The organism is Prevotella sp. P2-180 (assembly GCF_002251435.1).
GTDB lineage: Bacteria > Bacteroidota > Bacteroidia > Bacteroidales > Bacteroidaceae > Prevotella.
Genome location: NZ_NPJI01000039.1, coordinates 18,009 through 37,946 on the forward strand (window position 1 = coordinate 18,009; position 19,938 = coordinate 37,946).

Genomic DNA, 19,938 nt, shown 5'->3' on the forward strand with positions numbered 1-19,938 from the left:
TGTGAGGATTATTGTTTTTGTTGTGTTACACCTAAGCCAAATAAGGCAAAATCGCCTTTCAAGGGGTCGTCGGGAAAAATCTGACGCATAACGTCGGTAAGCCTTATGGCCGTAGACATGGTGGCTGTTTTGGCCTTCAGCAGTCCAAAGCCGACCGACTGTCGCATCACATGTACGTCCAATGGCATAATCAACGTCTTTCTGTCAATAAAGCCGCTCCACAAACCGAGGTCTACCGGGGAGTTGTCTCGCACCATCCACCGCAAAAACATGCACAAGCGTTTGCACGACGACTTTGCATTAAGCGGAACTATGCCTTTTGACCCTTTGGCAGAGAAATATGATGTCAGGGCCTCAATGGCTGATAATGTGTCGTGAGAATGGCTATGCAGGAATCCACCCATCGAACCATATTCTGATATCATAAGCCTATAGGCCGTAAGGAAACTATTGAACATCTCATTGCTATACAGACGATAGAAACATGTGGATTCACGAGGAACGATGTCGTTGAAAGCACCGTCTGCCACCCATTTGTACACTTCGCCACCAGAATGGTCGAGCAGCATTTTTATCTTTGGCATAAACTGCTTGCGGCTGCCATAGCTCACGGCTTGGGCGATGAAAGCCATTGTCTCTTGGTTGTCGTCGCCCTTAACCTGATGCATAAACCAGCTCGGGTCGCCTTCGATGAAATCTTTGTTCTCGAAGCGCTCAGCATACTGTCTCAGTCTTGCAATAGTGGACTGTGGAACTATAATATTCATCTGTTCTTATTATTTAGAAACCAACGATGGGTGAACAATATGTAAACCATAAGTGAGACAATTGTCAGGGCAAGAGATACGGGAAGAACGGAGTCTGACATACCGTTGAACAGAGAATATCCTATGCCAACGCCCAGGGCGATTCCCGACTCCCAGCCAAGTATATATGTACTCTGCGACGTGCCTCTCTGACAGTGTCGGCTGAGTTTAATAAAAAACAACAGGAACCGCGCACCCACTATTCCCATACCCATGCCTATCATGGTGGGGGCGGCATAGTTGACTATCAACGCGTGACGGGTTATCATCAGCAGCAGCGCAGCCCCGATAAGTATTAGTCCTGTAACCACCTCGCTTTTCAGTTCTGCATTGACAAACACGAAACGCTCTGACATCAACGCCAGAAAAAAACCTACCATCACCATTCCGTAAAAGGTGTACTCCAGTTCTACAGACATTATTAGTCCGACTGCAGTGGAAATCATCAGGATATTGACAAACAACGGGAAACCGTGGGTAAGGAAAAAACGGTCGAGACTGAACACGGAGACATTGTCTTCGGGTGCCCTGAACGGGAAGTCGACCATGCAAATGAATATTACGGCGAGAAGGCAAAAAGCCACGGAACTAACCAAGACTCCACCGAAACCGAAATAATAATTGGTCAAAATCCCCATGAGAGGTCCGAGGGAAAAGGCAAACCGTGCAAACCACGACGTGCTGTGATTGGCCTCGGTGCGCTGGAACGACTCGCTGGTATCCACTATCAGAGTGCTTGACAAGACCATCTTTGCCAGTCCGAACACGGCACCCAACAGGAAGCGCTGGAAAATGATGGCCCATACGTCTACCATCGTGATATGATTGTCGTGAAGGTAGAAGATGACCGAAATGAGCACTGCCATCAGTAATATGGAGAAGACACAGACCTTATTCCGGCGATAGTGTTGTACCAAGAATGAGCAGAAACATCCGAAAAAGTACAGGCCAAAGGCAAACGCTCCCATTGACACTCCTGTATAGAACGAAGAAAAGTGCTCATATTGCATAAGCCACGAGGGCATAGTAGGCACAAGGGCGTATACACTCATAGTGACAAAGAGGTTGGCAAACGACAGCAACCAGAACCCTTTATGCCACAAGGTGATATGTACAGGAGTGTTTTGAGTGTTCATCAATAGGATTCTTTTTCGTTTGGAAAGTCACAGTTCTTCACGTCTTCGACATACCTGCCGATGGCAGATGTCATGATCTCGTTGAGATTAGCGTAGCGACGGAGAAACCGAGGAGAGAAACCACGTGTTTTACCCAACATGTCGTCAACTACAAGTATCTGTCCGTCAGTTCCATTACCAGCGCCAATGCCTATTGTCGGAACCCATATGGCTTCCGACACTTCCCGTGCTAGTTTTGCCGGCACTTTTTCCAGCACAATGGCAAAACAACCGGCATCGGCAAGTGCTATTGCATCGTTCTTCAGTTTCGCCGCCTCTGCCTCGTCCTTTGCCCTCACGGAATATGTGCCAAACTTATTGATGCTTTGAGGAGTGAGACCGAGATGTCCCATTACCGGAATGCCGGCATCAAGTATACGTCTGACAGTATCGAGAATCTCTACCCCACCCTCAAGTTTCAGGGCGTCACAGCCACTCTCTTTCATTATCCTTATCGCATTCCTTACGCCGTCGACACAGTCAACCTGATAGCTTCCGAAAGGCATGTCACACACCACGAGAGCCCGTTTTACGGCACGTGTAACCGACTTTGCGTGATATATCATCTGGTCGACCGTAATAGGAATGGTGGTAGAGTTTCCGGCCATCACGTTTGAGGCAGAGTCGCCCACGAGTATTCCGTCTATGCCAGAGGCATCTACTATTTGGGCTGTAGTGTAGTCATACGAGGTGAGCATGGATATTTTCTCACCTTTTTGTTTCATTTCTATAAAACGATGCGTAGTTACTTTGCGCATGTCGCTTGATAAATAACCAGACATATTATTATAATTTTGAAATCAATGTTTTACAATCGTTGAATCCGAAAGCCGTATAATCGCTAATTACAATATCCGAATACTTTGCTATGGCTTCCTTGCTATTGGTGGTTGACAGTCCCACCACTTTCATTTCGGCGGCCTTTCCCGACTTCAGACCGTTGAAGCTGTCTTCAAACACTATGCACTCTTCTTTCTGAACGTCAAAGCGTTGTGCGGCCTTTATATAACAGTCTGGATCGGGCTTGCTGCGTTCAAAATCCTCGGAAGTGAGAATAGCGTCGAAAAGCCCTCTAAACCCTTCACACTTTTGAAAGACAGAATTCATCTTGTCGAGATTCGAACTCGTCACTACGGCTGTCTTTATTCCGTTAGAACGCAACTCTTTTACAAACCGTTCAAAATCCTTAACATAGATGAAGTCCATTGTCTTTTCAAACGCGTTTAATCGTTCTATGATAAGACTTTGTTTTGAAGCCAGTTCTCCACCAAAATAGTTTTCCAATATCTCACACAACGTCTGTCCCTTTATTGCATGTTCAAGACCTGGATAATCAGGACGGAACTCACGGCATTGTGCGCCCCAAAATTTTGTATACTGTGGTTCTGTATCGAACACCACCCCATCCAAGTCGAAAAGGGCAGCCTTAAACTGTTTTGTTTCCATTTCAATGATTTTTGGGTGCAAAAGTAACACTTTTTTGTCACTTGGCAAAATCTTTAGCCCAAAATGTCATCTTATTAACATCTTTATGACTGAATAGCAATGCAACACCAGCATCACAAGTAATATATAAGGTGAAAAACGGCTTATTCCGTCGAAAAAACTGTTGAACACCTTTGTCACCGAATCGTATGTCCCCCTTATTATTCCATAAACGACAGACACAAATGTGGCCCACAGACACAATAACGGGAACGTGGCGAAATATAACGGCGAGCCATAGACACTTCCTGTCACACTCAGTAAGAGTGATTCCGGCAAGAAAAGCAAAACTATGAGGAAAAGCAAAAAAATCATCGACATGGCAGCGGCTGTCCTCAATCCCATCCGCTCCCGATACATCAGCTGCCTCTTTGCCTTTCCGCCGGATGGAGACAGGGAACGAATGGCGTCGGCAAGACCGCTTCCTTTCAACCCTCCGTAAGAAACGGCAACAAGCAAGACTGCCACAAGCCAGTCGGAAGCCATGACCGACATCATGTTTCTGAACATCCAGCGTATGCTCTCGCCCAGAAACGGATTGTTAAACCACCCTAATGGAGCTATTGACCCTGATATCCATGACAACAAGATGACTATCATCTCCAGGATCACAACACCAAGACACAGTCGGGCGACAACCTTATTTCTCATCGGGGTGAAGATTTTCGATGTCGATAATGTTCAGTTCCAGTGCCCTGACAGCAAGCCTGGTGGCATTCACGCTCATGGTGCCATTACCTTCGGGAAAGAGTTTTTGAACCAATTCGTTCTGTCTTTTTTCAAGGCTTTTCACACCAAAGGGCATACCTCTGAGGGAAGCTATTTGGTCTTTGGTATAGCCCAAGGCAAGATGGCGGAGGAAACGCTCGTCGTATTCGTCTATCTCATAGTCGAGCAGAGCCTCTTGTCTTGCACTTTGCCGGCTTACGGTTTTTTTGAACACGTCAACAATACGTTTTAGAATAGGTTCGTTGAAAACCAGGTATTTGCCGCCCATCACGCTGTCAACGTCAGCTCGCGTAAGCAGTTCTCCGCTTTTCAGTATTATGCCGTCGGCACCAGCGTCAAGCACGTCGACCCATAGTTTCTCGTTCAGAATCTCTCCAGTGAAAATCAGCACCTTCACATCCTTGTATGCCTCTTTTGTATGTCGGCATATTTCAACACCGACAGTTGTCGACCCGCCTAACCCAAGGTCAAGCAGCACGAGGTCGGGCAATTGCTGCTTGATTAATCTCCAGTATGAAGAGTCAGAATCAGCCGTGCCAATGATTTCGGCTTCCGGAATGTCGTTTCTGATTATTCCTTCAGTGCCTTTCAGTTCCAACGGCACATCCTCTACAATAATAACCTTAAAATTCGTCATAAATATAAACGGAGTTATTGTATTATATTATTTTTGTCGGTGGCAAAGGTACGAATAATTATTCTAACTTCCAAAAAAACCAAGCCTCTACTTGCATATAACACCAAAAGTTTCTTAAATTATCTTTCAATAACATGGCAATTAATATTTTTTAGACAGAATCATGCCATTTTTTCCTATTTCTTGGTTAATTTTGCAGCCAAAATGGAAATTTGAAGATAAAATAATAATAGGAACAATAATTATGGCAGAAGCTATTGACATTCGCGAATTGAATATTCGCATTGAACAACAAAGCGCATTTGTAACTAATCTGACCACAGGTATGGACAAGGTCATCGTTGGTCAGAAACATCTTGTGGACTCTTTGCTTATTGGACTGCTTAGCGACGGGCACATATTGCTCGAAGGTGTCCCCGGACTGGCAAAGACACTTGCTATTAAGACCTTGTCGCAACTTATTGACGCTGATTTCAGCCGCATACAGTTTACTCCCGACCTTCTTCCCGCCGACGTAGTAGGCACCATGATTTACTCTCAGAAAGACGAGAAGTTCAATGTAAAGAAAGGTCCTATTTTCGCTAACTTCGTGCTTGCTGACGAAATAAACCGCGCTCCGGCTAAGGTACAAAGCGCACTGCTGGAAGGCATGCAAGAAAAGCAGGTCACCATAGGCAACCAAACATTCACCCTGCCTAACCCATTCCTCGTAATGGCTACACAGAACCCCATCGAACAAGAAGGTACATATCAGCTGCCAGAGGCGCAGGTTGACCGTTTCATGCTGAAGGTTGTCATCGACTACCCCACTCTTGAAGAAGAAAAACGAATCATACGTGAAAACATCACAGGAAAGATGCCCGAGGTTCGTCCGGTAACCACCACCGACGAGATCATAAAGGCAAGAGACGTGGTTAGAAGCGTTTATATTGACGAGAAAATCGAGCAGTATATTGCCGACATCGTATTCGCCACCCGCTATCCGGAACGTTATGGACTGAAGGACATGAAATCGCTCATCTCCTTTGGCGGAAGTCCGCGAGCCAGCATCAGTCTGGCAAAGGCCGCCCGTGCATACGCATTTATCAAGCGTCGTGGTTATGTAGTGCCAGAGGATGTCAGGGCAGTGGCACACGACGTGCTTCGCCATCGTATAGGACTGACCTACGAGGCAGAGGCAAGCAACGTGACCAGCGAAGAAATCGTTAGTAAGATTATTAATAAGGTTGAAGTGCCATAATGGATACTCAAGAGATACTTCAAAAGGTAAGAAAGGTTGAGATAAAGACACGCCGACTTAGCGCCAACATCTTTGCCGGACAATATCATTCCGCATTCAAAGGAAGGGGAATGGCGTTCAGCGAAGTGCGCGAATACCAGTTTGGCGACGACGTGCGCGACATCGACTGGAACGTCACCGCACGTTTCAACCGCCCTTACGTGAAAGTATTCGAGGAGGAGCGTGAACTTACGGTGATGCTGCTCATTGATGTCAGCGGTTCGCTAGACTTTGGAACAGAAGTACAGACCAAATGCGACATGGTGGCAGAAATAGCCGCAACACTCGCCTTCAGCGCCATTCAGAACAACGACAAGATCGGGGTCATCTTCTTCTCCGACAAGATTGAGAAATACATTCCACCGAAAAAGGGCAGAAAACATATACTCTATATCATTAGGGAAATGCTCGACTTCAAGCCCGAAAGCCGAAAGACAGACATTAAGCAGGCACTGGAATTTCTCACCAGCGTAAGCAAGCGTCGTTGCACTGCATTCATACTTAGCGACTTTTATGTGCGACAGGACTTTGAACAAACCCTCATCATCGGCAACCGCAAGCACGACATCGTGGCTATACAGGTTTACGACAGAAGGGCAAAGGAACTGCCCGATGTCGGACTCATGAAGGTGGTGGACTCTGAAACGGGTTTCGAACAGTATATTGACACTGGCAGCAAGAAACTCCGCATGGCTTACTCCCGATACTGGAACAACCGCCAACAGTCTCTTTGTGAAACATTCAGCAAGAGCAATGTTGACCACATATCAATTTCCACTGGCGAAGATTACGTGAAATCGCTGATGATACTCTTCAAGAAAAGGAGTTGAGACGGTATTAGATATTATGTGTTTATCATACAATTATTGAAACGGTTTTGAAACGTATTTTTATTTTTATTATACTGACAGTCTGCGCATTGGCTTCTATGGCTCAAGTAAGCGTAGAAGCAAAGATAGACTCGCTCGAGATGGTTATCGGACAGCAGACTGACGTCACCGTGACAGTCACGGCAAAGGAGGGCGACCAAGTGGAGTTTCCTAACTTCAAACCCCTTCAGCAAATCATTCCGGGAGTGGAGATTGTTGAGTCCGGACCGATGACCACCAGCGGCAAATCTGACGGCAGCTGCCTTTTCCAACGCAATTATACTCTCACCTCGTTCGACGGCAAGCTTTACTACCTGCCGCCCTTTGCAGTGAAGGTGAACGGAAAGGAATACAAAAGCAAAAGCCTTGCCCTGAAGGTGCTGGAGATAGAGGTGGACACTACCAACGTTGACAAATTCTTCGGACCCAAAGACGTACAGGACAATCCGTTCAGTTGGCAGGAATGGAGCGTTATCTTCTGGCTCAGCCTGATTATGCTCGCAATGATTTCCATCACATACTATCTATATCTACGCCTGCGCGACAACAAGCCCATCGTGGCAAAGATAAGAATAATTAAGCGACTATTGCCACATCAAAAAGCCATGAAAGAGATTGAGGCAATAAAGGCTGACAAGATGGTGATGTCGGAAAACCAAAAGGAATACTATACCAAGCTCACTGACACGCTGAGGAAGTATATAGAAGAACGATACGGATTCAGGGCCATGGAGATGACCAGCAGCGAGATCATTGACCGACTGACAGAGACACAAGACAGCCAGGCCCTTGACGAGCTCCGACTGCTTTTCAATACAGCCGACTTGGTAAAATTCGCGAAATACTCCACACTCATCAACGAGAACGACATGAACCTCGTGAATGCCATTGAGTTCATCAACAAGACAAAAGTTGAGAACCAAGTGGAAGAGATTGTGGAAAAGCCGCAAATGACCCAGGAAGAGGTACGCTCGGTAAAAACACGACGCACACTGAAAATCATAATCGTGGCTCTCGCCGTCGCTTCGGCTGCCATTCTCATATTTGAGATATACTCGCTTTACAACCTTGTATCGTGACAAGGTGAGAGTGAATAACACTTGACTATTGAACAAAAAGAACAATGGAATTTGCAAATAAAGAATATTTGTTTCTGCTTCTGCTCATCATACCTTATTTAATATGGTATGTGATGTACAGAAAGAAAAGCGAACCCACCATGCGCATGAGCGACACCTTCGCCTTCAGATATGCACCGAAGAGTTGGAAAGTAAGACTCATGCCTGTGCAGATGATTCTTCGGCTCTTCACGTTCACAATGCTGGTGCTGGCTCTGGCAAGACCACAGACCAGCAATTCGTGGAAAAACAGGCAGACAGAGGGTATCGACATCATGCTGGCTGTCGATGTATCTACAAGTATGCTCGCCGAAGACCTTAAGCCAAACAGACTTGAGGCGGCAAAGATGGTGGCGGCGGAATTTATCTCCGGAAGACCCGACGACAACATCGGGCTTTGTATCTTTGCGGGTGAATCGTTCACACAATGCCCCATGACCACCGACCACTCCTCGCTCCTGAACCTTCTTCAGAACGTCAGGGCCGACATTGCCGCCAAAGGCCTCATCAGCGACGGTACTGCCATTGGTATGGGACTTGCCAACGCCGTGGGACGACTGAAATCATCAAAGGCGAAAAGCAAGGTCGTCATACTACTCACAGACGGTAGCAACAACATGGGCGACATCTCTCCAATGACTGCGGCTGAAATAGCCCAAAGCCTCGGCATAAGGGTCTACACCATTGGAGTAGGAACAAACAAGGTGGCACCATACCCAATGCCAGTGGCAGGAGGTATCCAATATGTCAACATGCCTGTTGAGATTGACACCAAGACACTGGCCGAAATCGCAAAAACCACACATGGCGACTTCTATCGTGCAACCAACAACGAAGAGTTGAAGAATATATACAAGGAAATCGACCAGTTGGAGAAATCAAAGATGAGCGTAAAGAAGTTCAAAAAGAAGTATGACGCGTTTCAGCCATTTGTCTTTTTGGCAGCCATTGCGCTACTACTCGAAATTCTTTTCCGCATAACCATTTTCAGAAGAATTCCATAAGCTATAAAAAATGTTCAGATTTGAAGAACCCACATATCTTTACCTGCTCGCTGCACTGCCTCTTATCGCTATACTAAGATGGGTGCTGGAGAGGAAACAGCTGAAGAGACTGAAACTCTTCGGCGACCCGACACTACTCAGACATCTCATGCCTGACGTGTCGAAAATGAGACCTGTAGTGAAGTTTTGGATGTTGCTCGCAGCAATGGCTCTCATCATAGTGATGATGGCTCGACCTCAGATGGGAACGCGCATCAGTCATGAAAAACGTACAGGCATCGAATCTATCATCGCTATGGACATCAGCAACTCCATGCTTGCTGAAGACGTGACACCAAGTCGTCTTGACAGAACAAAAATGATGGTGGAAAACCTTGTCGACAACTTTACCGACGACAAAATCGGACTTATCGTATTCGCAGGAGACGCTTTCGTACAACTGCCTATCACCAGCGACTACGTCTCAGCCAAAATGTTCCTGAGCGAAATAGAACCTTCACTCATCGCAACACAGGGTACAGACATAGCAACCGCCATAAACATGGCCGCCAACAGTTTCACACAGCAACAGGGCGTCGGAAAGGCCATTATCGTAATCACTGACGGTGAAGACCATGAAGGCGGAGCTCTCGAAGCTGCAAAGGCGGCAAAGAAAAAGGGTATGAGAGTGTATGTGCTCGGCGTCGGTTCCGACAAGGGCGCTCCCATTCCCTTGGGCAACGGCGACTACATGAAAGACAGAACCGGCAACACCGTGATGACCAAACTCAACGAGGAGATGTGCCGCCAGATAGCGGAAGCCGGAGGAGGCGCATACATTCATGTAGACAACAATACTAACGCACAGAGACAACTTGACAGCGAACTGGCAAAGTTGTCGAAGAAAGAAATGCAGTCGACAATCTACAGCGACTACGACGAGCAGTTCCAGGCTTTCGGCATCATTGCCATCATTTTGCTCATACTTGAAATATGCATTTTGGAAAGCAAGAATCCTATAGCAAGAAGACTTAATATCTTCGGACGCAAGCAGCGTACAACAACTTTGATTATCGCACTTGTCGTCGCTTCCGCCTCTTTCGCACAAAACGACCGCAGATACATCACACAAGGCAACAAACTCTTCAGAAACGGACAGTTCGACAAGGCTGAAGTAGCATACAGAAAAGCCATAGAGAAAAACCCACGCAACCCGCAGGCTCACTATAACCTCGGAAACTCACTTATGGCACAGAAAAAAGACTCCGCTGCCGTGCAAAGCTTCCAGAAATCAACAGAACTGGAAACAAGCAAGATACGCAAGGCAATGGCTTTCCATAACATGGGTGTGGTTTGTCAACAACATAAAATGTATGGTGAAGCCATTGAGGCTTACAAAAACTCACTGAGGCTCAACCCGAAAGACGATGCCACAAGATATAACCTTGAACTCTGCAAACGCCAGCAGCGCAATCAGAAGAATCAAGACAAACAGGACCAGAACAAGCAAAAAGACAAGAATGGCAACGACCAAAAGGACGAAAAACAGAAAAACAAAGACAAGCAAGACCAGAAGAAAAATAATAATGAAAACAAGATGAGCAAGGAAAACGCTGAACAAATGCTCAATGCCGCCATGCAGCAGGAAAAGAGCACACAGCAACGCATGAAGAAAGCCATGCAGAAACCTCGCACTAACAAGTTGGACAAAGAATGGTAATAATTATGAAAAGACTTTTACTGGCACTTTTCGCCTTCGCGGCAACAACACTGATGTTTGCACAGCACCTTGTCGGTAACGCACCGGCACAAGTGGCGGTGGGCGAACAATTCAGACTGACATATACCATCAACACTCAGGACGTAAGCGGATTCAGGGCCGGACGACTGCCTGAAGAGCTGGAAGTTCTGATGGGGCCAAGCCAGTCTTCGCAGTCGAGCTTCCAGATGATAAACGGACACACCAGCTCCTCCTCGTCCATCACATACACCTATATAGTATGCGCCAGCAAAAACGGCACATACACTATTCCACCGGCACAAATAAGCGTCGACGGAAAAGTCATACGCTCCAACTCCCTGCGCATCAAGGTTAGCGGAACGGCTCAAAGCGGAAACAGCCACCATAGTGGCAACCAATCGCAACCGGAGATAAGAGATGCAGGATCACGCATCTCGGGAAGCGACCTGTTTATTAAAGTCAGTGCCGACAAAAAGCGTATACATGAACAAGAGCCCGTACTACTCACATACACTCTTTATACTCTTGTCGGAATTACAAGTCTAAGAGGAGACATGCCTGACATGAAAGGATTCCACTCACAAGAGATACCATTGCCTAAAGAAAAGACATTCCACGTGGAGATGCTCAACGGACGACCGTATAAGGCATGCAAATGGCAGCAATGGCTCGTCTATCCTCAGATGACAGGAAAGATGCAAATACCAAGCATCACTTTTGAAGGCATTGTCATACAGCAAAACCGTGACATCGACCCATTTGAGGCTTTCTTCAACGGTGGCTCGGGCTACGTAGAAGTAAAGAAGAAGATTGTGGCTCCAAGCCTCACTCTACAGGTGGACCCTCTGCCTACACGGCCTGCAAACTTCTCCGGAGGCGTAGGAAAATTCCAAATCACAGCACAGCTTGACAAACAGGAAGTAAAGGCCAACGACCCGATATCCCTGAGGGTAATCGTCAGCGGAACAGGTAACATGAAGCTCATCAAGCAGCCTACTGTCATATTCCCCAAGGACTTTGACACTTACGACGCAAAAATAACAGACAAGACCAAAAACACCGTAAACGGCGTGGAGGGCAGCATGGTTTATGACTTCATGGCAGTGCCGCGCCATCAAGGCACCTACGATATTCCTGCCGTGGAGTTCACATACTACGACACAAAAGCCGACGCATACCGCACAATAAAAAGCGAAGCTTTCAAACTCAACGTCACAAAGGGCAGTGGTTCAACTTCCGTGAGCAGCTACTCTGAAGACGTGGAACAGCTCAACAAGGATATAAGATATATAAAGACTGGAAACGCCGACATTCGCGACAACAACGACTTCTTCTTTGGCTCACTGGCCTACTGGATTATTCTCGCCCTACTGGTCGTTGCCTTCGTTTCTCTCTTCATTATCTTCCGCCAAAGGGCCATCGACAATGCCAACATAGGCAAGATGAGAGGCAAGAAAGCCAACAAGGTGGCTACTAAGCGACTGCGTTTGGCTAATGAACTTATGAAAAACAACCGCGCCAACGACTTCTACGACGAGGTGCTGAAAGCTCTGTGGGGTTACGTGGGCGACAAGCTTAACATGCCAGTGGAAAATCTCTCACGTGAAAACATCCAGCAAAGGCTTGGCGAACGAGACATCGACACCGACACCATAGCCAAATTCATTTCCGCCATCGACGAATGCGAATTTTGCCGTTATGCACCAGGCGACCCAGCTGGCAATATGAGCAAGACCTTCGAGGCTGCCATGACTGCAATCATGAATATTGAAGAAATGATGAAAAACAAGAAAAAGAATACTTCCACGGCAGCACGCAGCCTGATGATACTCATTTTCTCGGGTGCATGCTTCGCATCGGCCTGCGCCATGACAACAAAGGCCAACGCCGACCAGGCTTACGCCAAGGAACAATACCAGCAGGCCATTGCTGACTACGAGTCACTTCTCAAGCAAGGCTCCAACGCCGACATTTACTACAATCTCGGCAACGCTTATTATCGTGTTGGAAACATCACTCGTGCCATCATCAATTATGAGCGGGCTGCACTGCTGTCCCCCGGCGATGCCGACATTCGCTTCAACCTGCAGATCGCACGTTCGAAGACCATCGACAAGATCACTCCCGAGTCAGAGATGTTCTTCTTCGACTGGTATAGGCAGTTTGTCAACCTCACCAGCGTGGATGGTTGGGCACGCACTGCACTCATATCACTTGCCATAGCCATCATCTGTGCATTGGTTTATCTCTTTTCCCAACGACTTGTTGCACGCAAGGCAGGATTCTACGGAGCCATTGCACTTCTCTTTGTATTCATCCTGTCAAACCTTATGGCACAACAACAGAAAAATCGCCTTCTTCACCGTACAGGAGCTGTCATCACCGCACCCGCCGTACAAGTGAAAAGCACTCCCGCCGCCAATGGCACCGACGTGTTCAACCTTCACGAGGGAACGAAAGTTGACATCATCGACTCGTCGATGAAACAATGGAAGGAGATACGCATCGCTGACGGGAAAAGAGGATGGGTGGAAACCTCAAAACTGGAGGTGATATGAACGAATCGCTGATAGATCTCGACAAACAGATGTTGCTGCAACTCAATGGCAGCGACTCTCTGTTTATTGACGGAATGATTACTACACTCACTGCAGCCCAGACATGGATTCCGCTGTACGTCGCCTTGTTCTACTTAGTGATAAAGAACAACGACAGCGTAAAAAACATTTTCACCATTGTGGCTTGCGCAGCTGCCTGCGTGCTTCTTGCAGGCTCCGTCGACGACCTGCTGGTAAAACCTCTCGTGGCCCGTTGGAGACCTACTCACGACCCGGAAATAGGAATGGCTGTCGACATAGTGGAAGGATATCGTGGAGGTAACTATGGCTTTTTCTCAGCACATGCCGCCAACACCTTTTCCATAGCCATTTTCTTTTCCTTGATGGTAAAAAACGCATACCTCAGCCTGTCACTCCTCGTATGGTCGGTCACCAACTGCTGGACGCGCATCTATCTCGGAGTGCACTATCCCGGCGACATACTGGCAGGACTCGTCTGGGGAGGCATTATCGGTGTTTCAGTCTTCACAGCCTATCGGTTCTTATCCCATCAGAAAGTGAAGAACGCCAATTTCGTGTCGTCGCAATACACCTCTACCGGATATGTCGTTTCTGACGTCGACATCGTAATCTCTGTACTAGTATTTACTTTTTTCTACGCCCTTGTCAGAGCGTGCTTAACCCCTCTTTAACACTTCATCGCAATTGGACACAAGACATATACATATCAGCGACTACAACTATCCGTTGCCAGACAGTCGCATAGCAAAATTCCCATTGGCAGAAAGAGACCACTCAAAACTGCTGGTCTACCGGCATGGGGAAATCAGTGAGGACAGATTCTTCAACATTGCCTCATATCTGCCCAATGGGGCTCTAATGATTTTCAACAACACAAAAGTCATTCAGGCTCGTCTGCATTTCAGAAAGGACACCGGAGCGCTCATAGAAGTGTTCCTACTTGAACCTGCCTCCCCCACCGACTACGAGCAGATGTTCCAGACACACGGGCAATGCGAATGGCACTGTCTCGTCGGAAACCTCAAAAAATGGAAAAACGGCACTCTACGACGTTCATTTGACGTGGCAGGAAAAAACGTCACGCTTTCTGCCGATTATCTCGCTCCCGAGAGAACATGCCACCATATAAGGCTTTCATGGGACAACCAAGACGTTTCTTTTGCCGAAATACTCGACGCAGCTGGCGAACTTCCCATACCACCATATCTCAACAGAGACACACAAGAAAGCGACAAGACCACCTACCAAACCGTTTATTCAAAGATAAAAGGCAGTGTGGCCGCTCCTACTGCCGGATTGCACTTTACCAGCGAAGTACTCTCCGACATTGATGCTCACGGCATAGAACGCGACGAGGTTACACTGCACGTGGGAGCCGGCACTTTCAAGCCTGTGAAAAGCGACATGATTGAAGGACACGAGATGCACACGGAATTCATTGCGGTTCACCGCGACACATTACAACATCTCATCGCCCACGATGCCATGGCAATAGCTGTGGGAACCACAAGCGTGCGCACACTGGAAAGCCTCTATTATATGGGACTGAAAACCATTGCCAACCCCGACATTGCCCCCTCAGAGCTTCACGTGTCGCAGTGGGAACCATATTCCCAACTCCCGGCAACATCACCCTTGGAAGCCCTAAAGGCTCTCGACTCATGGATGGAACGCCACAGCCTGGCCACACTCCATTCCAGCACACAGATTATCATAGCCCCAGGCTACGAATATAAGATAGTGAAAATACTCGTCACAAACTTCCATCAGCCACAAAGCACACTCTTGCTGCTTGTAAGCGCATTTGTAGATGGAGAATGGCGCAAAATATACGACTACGCCCTAGCCCACGACTTCCGTTTCCTAAGCTACGGCGACAGTAACTTAATAATTCCATAAAAGATGAAAATAGGAGATAAAGTAAGATTCATCAGCTCTGTAGGCGGTGGAAAAATCGCCGGATTTCAGAGCAACAATATCGTACTCGTGGAAGACGAGGATGGTTTCCAGATTCCTACACCGGCAAATGACGTGGTTGTGGTCAATGATGACGACTACAGCATTTCCCGCATGGTTAGCCAAAAACAACAACAGAAGAAGGCATACAATAACGACGACGAGGACGAAGACTATGATCCCGCCGATCGGCCTGTCACCTTCAAGGCTCCTGTTGAAGAGCGAAAAGGCGGCGACAAGCTATCAGCCTATCTCGCTTTCGTGCCAATGTCGCCTAAGGAGATGACCAGCACACGCTTCGAAACATATATCGTAAACGACAGCAACTACTTCCTCCACTACTCGTATATGACTGCCGAAGGAAACAACTGGACCCTACGCTCCACTGGCGAGATAGAGCCAAACACAAAGATTTACATAGAGGAATTCGGACGTGAAGACCTCAACAACTACAACCGAGTGGCTGTACAGGCCATAGCATATAAACGGGAAAAGGCTTTCCTGCTAAAACCAGCCCTCGACGTCCAACTGCGTCTCGACCCAGTAAAGTTCTATAAGTTACACACCTTTCAGGAGAACGACTTCTTCGAGCAAAAAGCTTACGTGCTCACTCTTATTGAAAACGATGCAGAGGCGCGTCCTCTCGTTGTAGACGCAAAACGGCTCAAACAGGAAATGATGGGTAAAATAGCGGCAGACAGCCCTAAATCCCATGCCCCAAAACACGATGCCAACGACCCCAATGCCCCGATTGTCGTGGACCTTCATGCTTCAGAACTTCTCGAAACCACTTCGGGAATGTCTTCTTCCGACATTCTCAACTATCAGCTTGAGCATTTTCGCAAGACCATAAAGTCACACGAGAAGGAAAAGGGACGTAAGATAGTCTTTATACATGGCAAGGGAGAAGGCATTCTGCGCCAAGCCCTTATCAACGAGCTCCGCTACCGCTTCAAGTCCTGCACTTACCAAGACGCCTCGTTCCAAGAGTATGGTTATGGTGCCACACAAGTCACAATAAGATAATAGAAAAAAAAATGAAATACGGATTTGCAACAGTCGCAGCCGCTGTTCCAAGAGTGAAAGTGGCAGACACTCATTATAACATCCTCGCCATTGAGGAACAAATAGCCATAGCCAACAGCCGTGGCGTGGAACTCATCGTCTTCCCGGAACTCTCCATTACAGGTTATTCCTGCCAAGACCTCTTCCATTCACAGTTGCTGCTCGAAAAGGCGGAAGATGCTCTCATGCACCTTCTAGATTTCTCACGTAAACTCGACATCATTTCTGTCGTGGGTATGCCTGTGGCTGTAGGCGACATACTTCTCAACTGCGCAGTTGTGGTTCAGCAAGGAGTCATCATTGGCATCGTACCGAAAACATTCCTGCCAAACTATGGCGAGTTCTATGAAAAACGCTGGTTTTGCTCTGCACTCGACATCCATTCGCAAACCATCTACATTGCCGGCAACCCCATTACCATCACACCAGAACCCAAGGTGTTCACTACTTACGACGGACTAAAGTTCGGCATCGAGATATGCGAGGATCTTTGGTCGCCACTGCCACCAAGCAACAATCTCACACTCGCAGGAGCCGACATCATTGTCAACCTCTCTGCCAGCGACGAGCTCATAGGCAAGCACCAATACCTTCGCCAGCTCATTTCGCAGCAAAGCGCACGAACCCTGTCGGCTTATGTATACTCCAGCTGCGGATTCGGCGAGAGCACACAGGATGTGGTCTATGGAGGAAATGCCATCATAGCCGAAAACGGACGCATGTTGTTCGAATCAGAAAGGTTCTGCAAGGAACCACAACTCGGCATTGCACAGATAGACATTGACCGCCTGCGTAGCGAACGACGCTCCAACACCACATTCACACTGGCACAACGCACAGCAAGCGCAGTGGACATAAAAACAAGACAGCCTGAGGAAATGACAGAATTCCGGCTCGTACGAGACATCGACCCCACTCCGTTCATTCCAAAGAGTGACGATATGAAACACTCGTGCGAGGAAATACTAAACATACAGACCTCCGGACTTGCAAAACGTCTTGATCATACTGGTTGCAAGCATGTGGTGGTGGGCATCAGCGGCGGACTCGACTCTACCCTCGCCCTACTCGTATGCGTACGCACATTCGACTATCTCTCGCTCGACCGCAAAGGAATACATGGCATCACCATGCCAGGCTTCGGCACCACCGACCGCACCCATCTCAACGCTGTCAACCTGATGGAGTCGCTCGGAGTCACCGTCCACGAGATTTCCATAGCCAAAAGTGTCACACAGCATTTCGAGGACATTGGCCACGACAGCGCAAAGCATGACGTGACCTACGAAAACTCACAAGCGAGGGAGCGAACACAGATACTCATGGACATGGCCAACCGCGTTGGAGGACTGGTAGTAGGCACTGGAGACCTCAGCGAACTGGCTCTTGGCTGGGCCACATACAACGGCGACCACATGTCGATGTATGGAGTTAACGCAAGCATACCCAAAACCCTCATACGCCATCTGGTGAGATATGTTGCCGACAACGATGTAGACGCCCAGTCGCGACTCACGCTGCTTGACATTATCGACACTCCTATTAGCCCAGAACTGATTCCTGCCGACGAAAACGGCAATATAAGCCAAAAGACCGAAGACCTCGTTGGTCCATACGAACTCCACGACTTCTTCCTCTACCACTACCTTCGCTTCGGCTATCGTCCTGCCAAACTCTTTCTTATGGCCACTGTGGCTTTCGACGGCCACGACCCTTCGGTGTCTGCCTACGACCACGACACCATTAAGCATTGGTTAAAAACATTTTTCCGTCGTTTCTTCGCTCAACAGTTCAAGCGTTCATGTCTCCCCGATGGTCCAAAGGTGGGAAGCGTAAGCCTTAGTCCGAGAGGCGACTGGCGAATGCCGTCCGACGCTTCATGCTGTCTGTGGTTAGAAGAGATTGACAGTCTGAAATAGCGGTTCGACATTAAACCACAGAGTTTAAGAGATATAGAGTATTTATACTAATGAAAGAGGGTGAATGCCAAGGCATTTAGAGCTCATAGAGAGCTGCGCATCATGTTTGCCGCATGGAAACTCTGTGTCCTCTGTCGCTTGCGACCTTCTCTATAAAACCACAAATCTCTTTTTCTCTTTAACTCTGTGGTTTAAATTAAACCCTTATACATAGAGAATTATCACATGCGAAACTTAAGAAGATTATTCTTTCACCACCTTTTGGCCGTTAACAATATATATGCCCTTAGGCAGCGATTGGAATGCGTCGCGAATGGTCATGTTCTTGAACAACAGACGGCCGTCTATACTGTAAATGTCGTGAGTGTCTTCTTTGGGTGTGTCGTTAAACACATCCTCCATACCAGCAGGCACAAAATTGCTAATGGCACTGGCTGCGAAGAAGGCATAACTAGTGCCGGTGGGCGTGTGCAGACCATCAAAATAAGTTATGTCATAAGAAGTGTAACCATTGTCGTTCAGATGCTTCTCCATGTTGTACATGTTCAATACCGGCACCACTTCGTCTTCCGTAGAATGTACAAAGCTTATTTTGTCTGTCTTTTCCGGTTTCCACGCATCATACACGAGCGAGTTCTCCTTCAGATGTAATATGATGTCCTTCATGGCTTCATTCTCCTCGTCAAAGAAAGCGGACGTCACGATTTCGTCAAGGGCAAGACTCTTTTCGTTTATACTGCCGTAGTTCTCATAGATATAATTGTTGATGTAGTCGGTGTCATGCTCTTTTGAGTCAAACAGTTCAGGCAGGTCATTGGCAAACTCTTCGTTGAAGATATCTTCATAATTCACCTTGTATCCGCCAGCGTCAATCATTCCGCTCATAATCAGTGGCAGTGCCACGGGGTATTGGGTCATGTTTTCTTCTGCCAGTTTCTTATAGTGGGCGTACATGTCGTATGGGCCGCCACCAATCACGCAAAGGTCTATTTTCGGCAGTTCGTCGCTGCGGTATCCCTCAGCCACAAGTCTGTTGACCCACATTCCGGAGTTTCCGCCTTGTGAGTAGCCGAGATTGAGCACCACATTTTCATATTCATATCCCTCATCTTCCAGAATTTTTCTTCCGGCAATGAAAGCATCAATGTTTACGCGGGCCGTTGCCCTTCCCTGAAGATACTTTTGATTGCGCTTCACATCGACGCCAAATCCGAATCCGTCGGACTCTATTATGATGTAATTGGTGTTTGACAATAATCCCTCCAACGTAAAAAAGCTGCTCACATTGGTAGGACGTGACTTGTCGTCGCTTATGGTATAATGATTAAGCAATCCGCAGCCCTTTGCCTTCATCGTCTTGCTGTAGACGCTGTTGGTCATGAAAATGGCGGCAGACAGCACTATGGGAGTCTCTCCGTCAGCATCAATGGTTTCATAGTTGAAATCAAAGCGCCAGAACGAGCCGCAGCTTGTTTTGTTTATCAATCCAGTTTCTGGTTTTGTCGTTTGCGCCATCAAGTTTATTGACGCCATCAACAGGGATAATAGTACAAAAGTAATCTTTTTCATATTTATAATAACTTTTACGTTAATAATT

The 19,938-nt window shown here is 47.3% G+C and carries 17 protein-coding genes; 10 read left to right on the plus strand and 7 right to left on the minus strand.

The features are described 5' to 3' along the window. Nucleotides 1–8: 8 nt before the first annotated feature. From CIK98_RS07300 to CIK98_RS07325, 6 genes are all read right to left on the minus strand, one after another. Nucleotides 9–767, minus strand: coding sequence for a TIGR02757 family protein (locus CIK98_RS07300; RefSeq protein ID WP_094383605.1), 759 nt, complete (start codon nt 765–767; stop codon nt 9–11). After that, a complete protein-coding gene (locus CIK98_RS07305) occupies nt 764–1,942 on the minus strand; it encodes an MFS transporter (RefSeq protein WP_094383606.1) in 1,179 nt (392 codons plus the stop codon). The genes CIK98_RS07300 and CIK98_RS07305 overlap by 4 nt, the downstream gene beginning before the upstream one ends. Beyond that, nucleotides 1,942–2,763 (minus strand): 3-methyl-2-oxobutanoate hydroxymethyltransferase, encoded by an 822-nt coding sequence (panB, locus tag CIK98_RS07310; RefSeq protein ID WP_094383607.1) that lies wholly within the window; start codon nt 2,761–2,763, stop codon nt 1,942–1,944. Before panB ends, CIK98_RS07305 begins: the two co-directional genes overlap by 1 nt. A 4-nt stretch (nt 2,764–2,767) precedes the next feature. Next, entirely contained in the window at nt 2,768–3,427 is a 660-nt protein-coding gene (locus CIK98_RS07315) for an HAD family phosphatase (RefSeq protein ID WP_094383608.1), read from the minus strand. A 66-nt stretch (nt 3,428–3,493) separates the two neighbouring features. Next, nucleotides 3,494–4,117, minus strand: a complete 624-nt coding sequence (locus tag CIK98_RS07320) for an AbgT family transporter (RefSeq protein WP_094383609.1) — start codon at nt 4,115–4,117, stop codon at nt 3,494–3,496. Beyond that, complete coding sequence (locus CIK98_RS07325) at nt 4,107–4,832, minus strand: DUF5932 domain-containing protein (RefSeq protein ID WP_094383610.1); 726 nt, start codon at nt 4,830–4,832, stop codon at nt 4,107–4,109. The genes CIK98_RS07320 and CIK98_RS07325 overlap by 11 nt, the downstream gene beginning before the upstream one ends. Before the next feature lie 244 nt (nt 4,833–5,076). Here CIK98_RS07325 and CIK98_RS07330 point away from each other — a divergent pair, with 244 nt between their 5' ends. The 10 genes from CIK98_RS07330 (at nt 5,077) to CIK98_RS07375 (ending at nt 18,341) form a co-directional block, all read left to right on the plus strand. Beyond that, on the plus strand, nt 5,077–6,072 hold the full coding sequence (locus CIK98_RS07330; RefSeq protein ID WP_094383619.1) for a MoxR family ATPase: 996 nt from the start codon (nt 5,077–5,079) through the stop codon (nt 6,070–6,072). Continuing rightward, complete coding sequence (locus CIK98_RS07335) at nt 6,072–6,941, plus strand: DUF58 domain-containing protein (RefSeq protein ID WP_094383611.1); 870 nt, start codon at nt 6,072–6,074, stop codon at nt 6,939–6,941. The genes CIK98_RS07330 and CIK98_RS07335 overlap by 1 nt, the downstream gene beginning before the upstream one ends. A gap of 98 nt (nt 6,942–7,039) precedes the next feature. After that, nucleotides 7,040–8,059, plus strand: a complete 1,020-nt coding sequence (locus tag CIK98_RS07340; protein WP_094383612.1) for a BatD family protein — start codon at nt 7,040–7,042, stop codon at nt 8,057–8,059. 44 nt (nt 8,060–8,103) lie between these two features. After that, nucleotides 8,104–9,102 carry a VWA domain-containing protein gene (locus CIK98_RS07345; protein WP_094383613.1) on the plus strand — a complete coding sequence of 333 codons (999 nt, stop codon included), beginning with the start codon at nt 8,104–8,106 and terminating at the stop codon, nt 9,100–9,102. 10 nt (nt 9,103–9,112) lie between these two features. Continuing rightward, nucleotides 9,113–10,801: a VWA domain-containing protein gene (locus CIK98_RS07350; RefSeq protein WP_094383614.1), complete on the plus strand. Its 1,689-nt coding sequence runs from the start codon at nt 9,113–9,115 to the stop codon at nt 10,799–10,801. 5 nt (nt 10,802–10,806) lie between these two features. Then, entirely contained in the window at nt 10,807–13,380 is a 2,574-nt protein-coding gene (locus CIK98_RS07355; RefSeq protein WP_094383620.1) for a BatD family protein, read from the plus strand. Beyond that, nucleotides 13,377–14,072, plus strand: coding sequence for a phosphatase PAP2 family protein (locus CIK98_RS07360; protein WP_094383621.1), 696 nt, complete (start codon nt 13,377–13,379; stop codon nt 14,070–14,072). Before CIK98_RS07355 ends, CIK98_RS07360 begins: the two co-directional genes overlap by 4 nt. A 13-nt stretch (nt 14,073–14,085) precedes the next feature. Next, nucleotides 14,086–15,300 carry an S-adenosylmethionine:tRNA ribosyltransferase-isomerase gene (locus CIK98_RS07365; protein WP_094383615.1) on the plus strand — a complete coding sequence of 405 codons (1,215 nt, stop codon included), beginning with the start codon at nt 14,086–14,088 and terminating at the stop codon, nt 15,298–15,300. Between the two features lie 3 nt (nt 15,301–15,303). Then, complete coding sequence (locus CIK98_RS07370) at nt 15,304–16,383, plus strand: DUF2027 domain-containing protein (protein ID WP_094383616.1); 1,080 nt, start codon at nt 15,304–15,306, stop codon at nt 16,381–16,383. An 11-nt stretch (nt 16,384–16,394) separates the two neighbouring features. Continuing rightward, nucleotides 16,395–18,341, plus strand: coding sequence for an NAD(+) synthase (locus CIK98_RS07375; RefSeq protein ID WP_094383617.1), 1,947 nt, complete (start codon nt 16,395–16,397; stop codon nt 18,339–18,341). A gap of 243 nt (nt 18,342–18,584) precedes the next feature. On the opposite strand, the gene CIK98_RS07380 is transcribed toward CIK98_RS07375, so the two are convergent. Beyond that, nucleotides 18,585–19,910 carry a hypothetical protein gene (locus CIK98_RS07380; protein ID WP_141210457.1) on the minus strand — a complete coding sequence of 442 codons (1,326 nt, stop codon included), beginning with the start codon at nt 19,908–19,910 and terminating at the stop codon, nt 18,585–18,587. Nucleotides 19,911–19,938 lie beyond the last annotated feature (28 nt).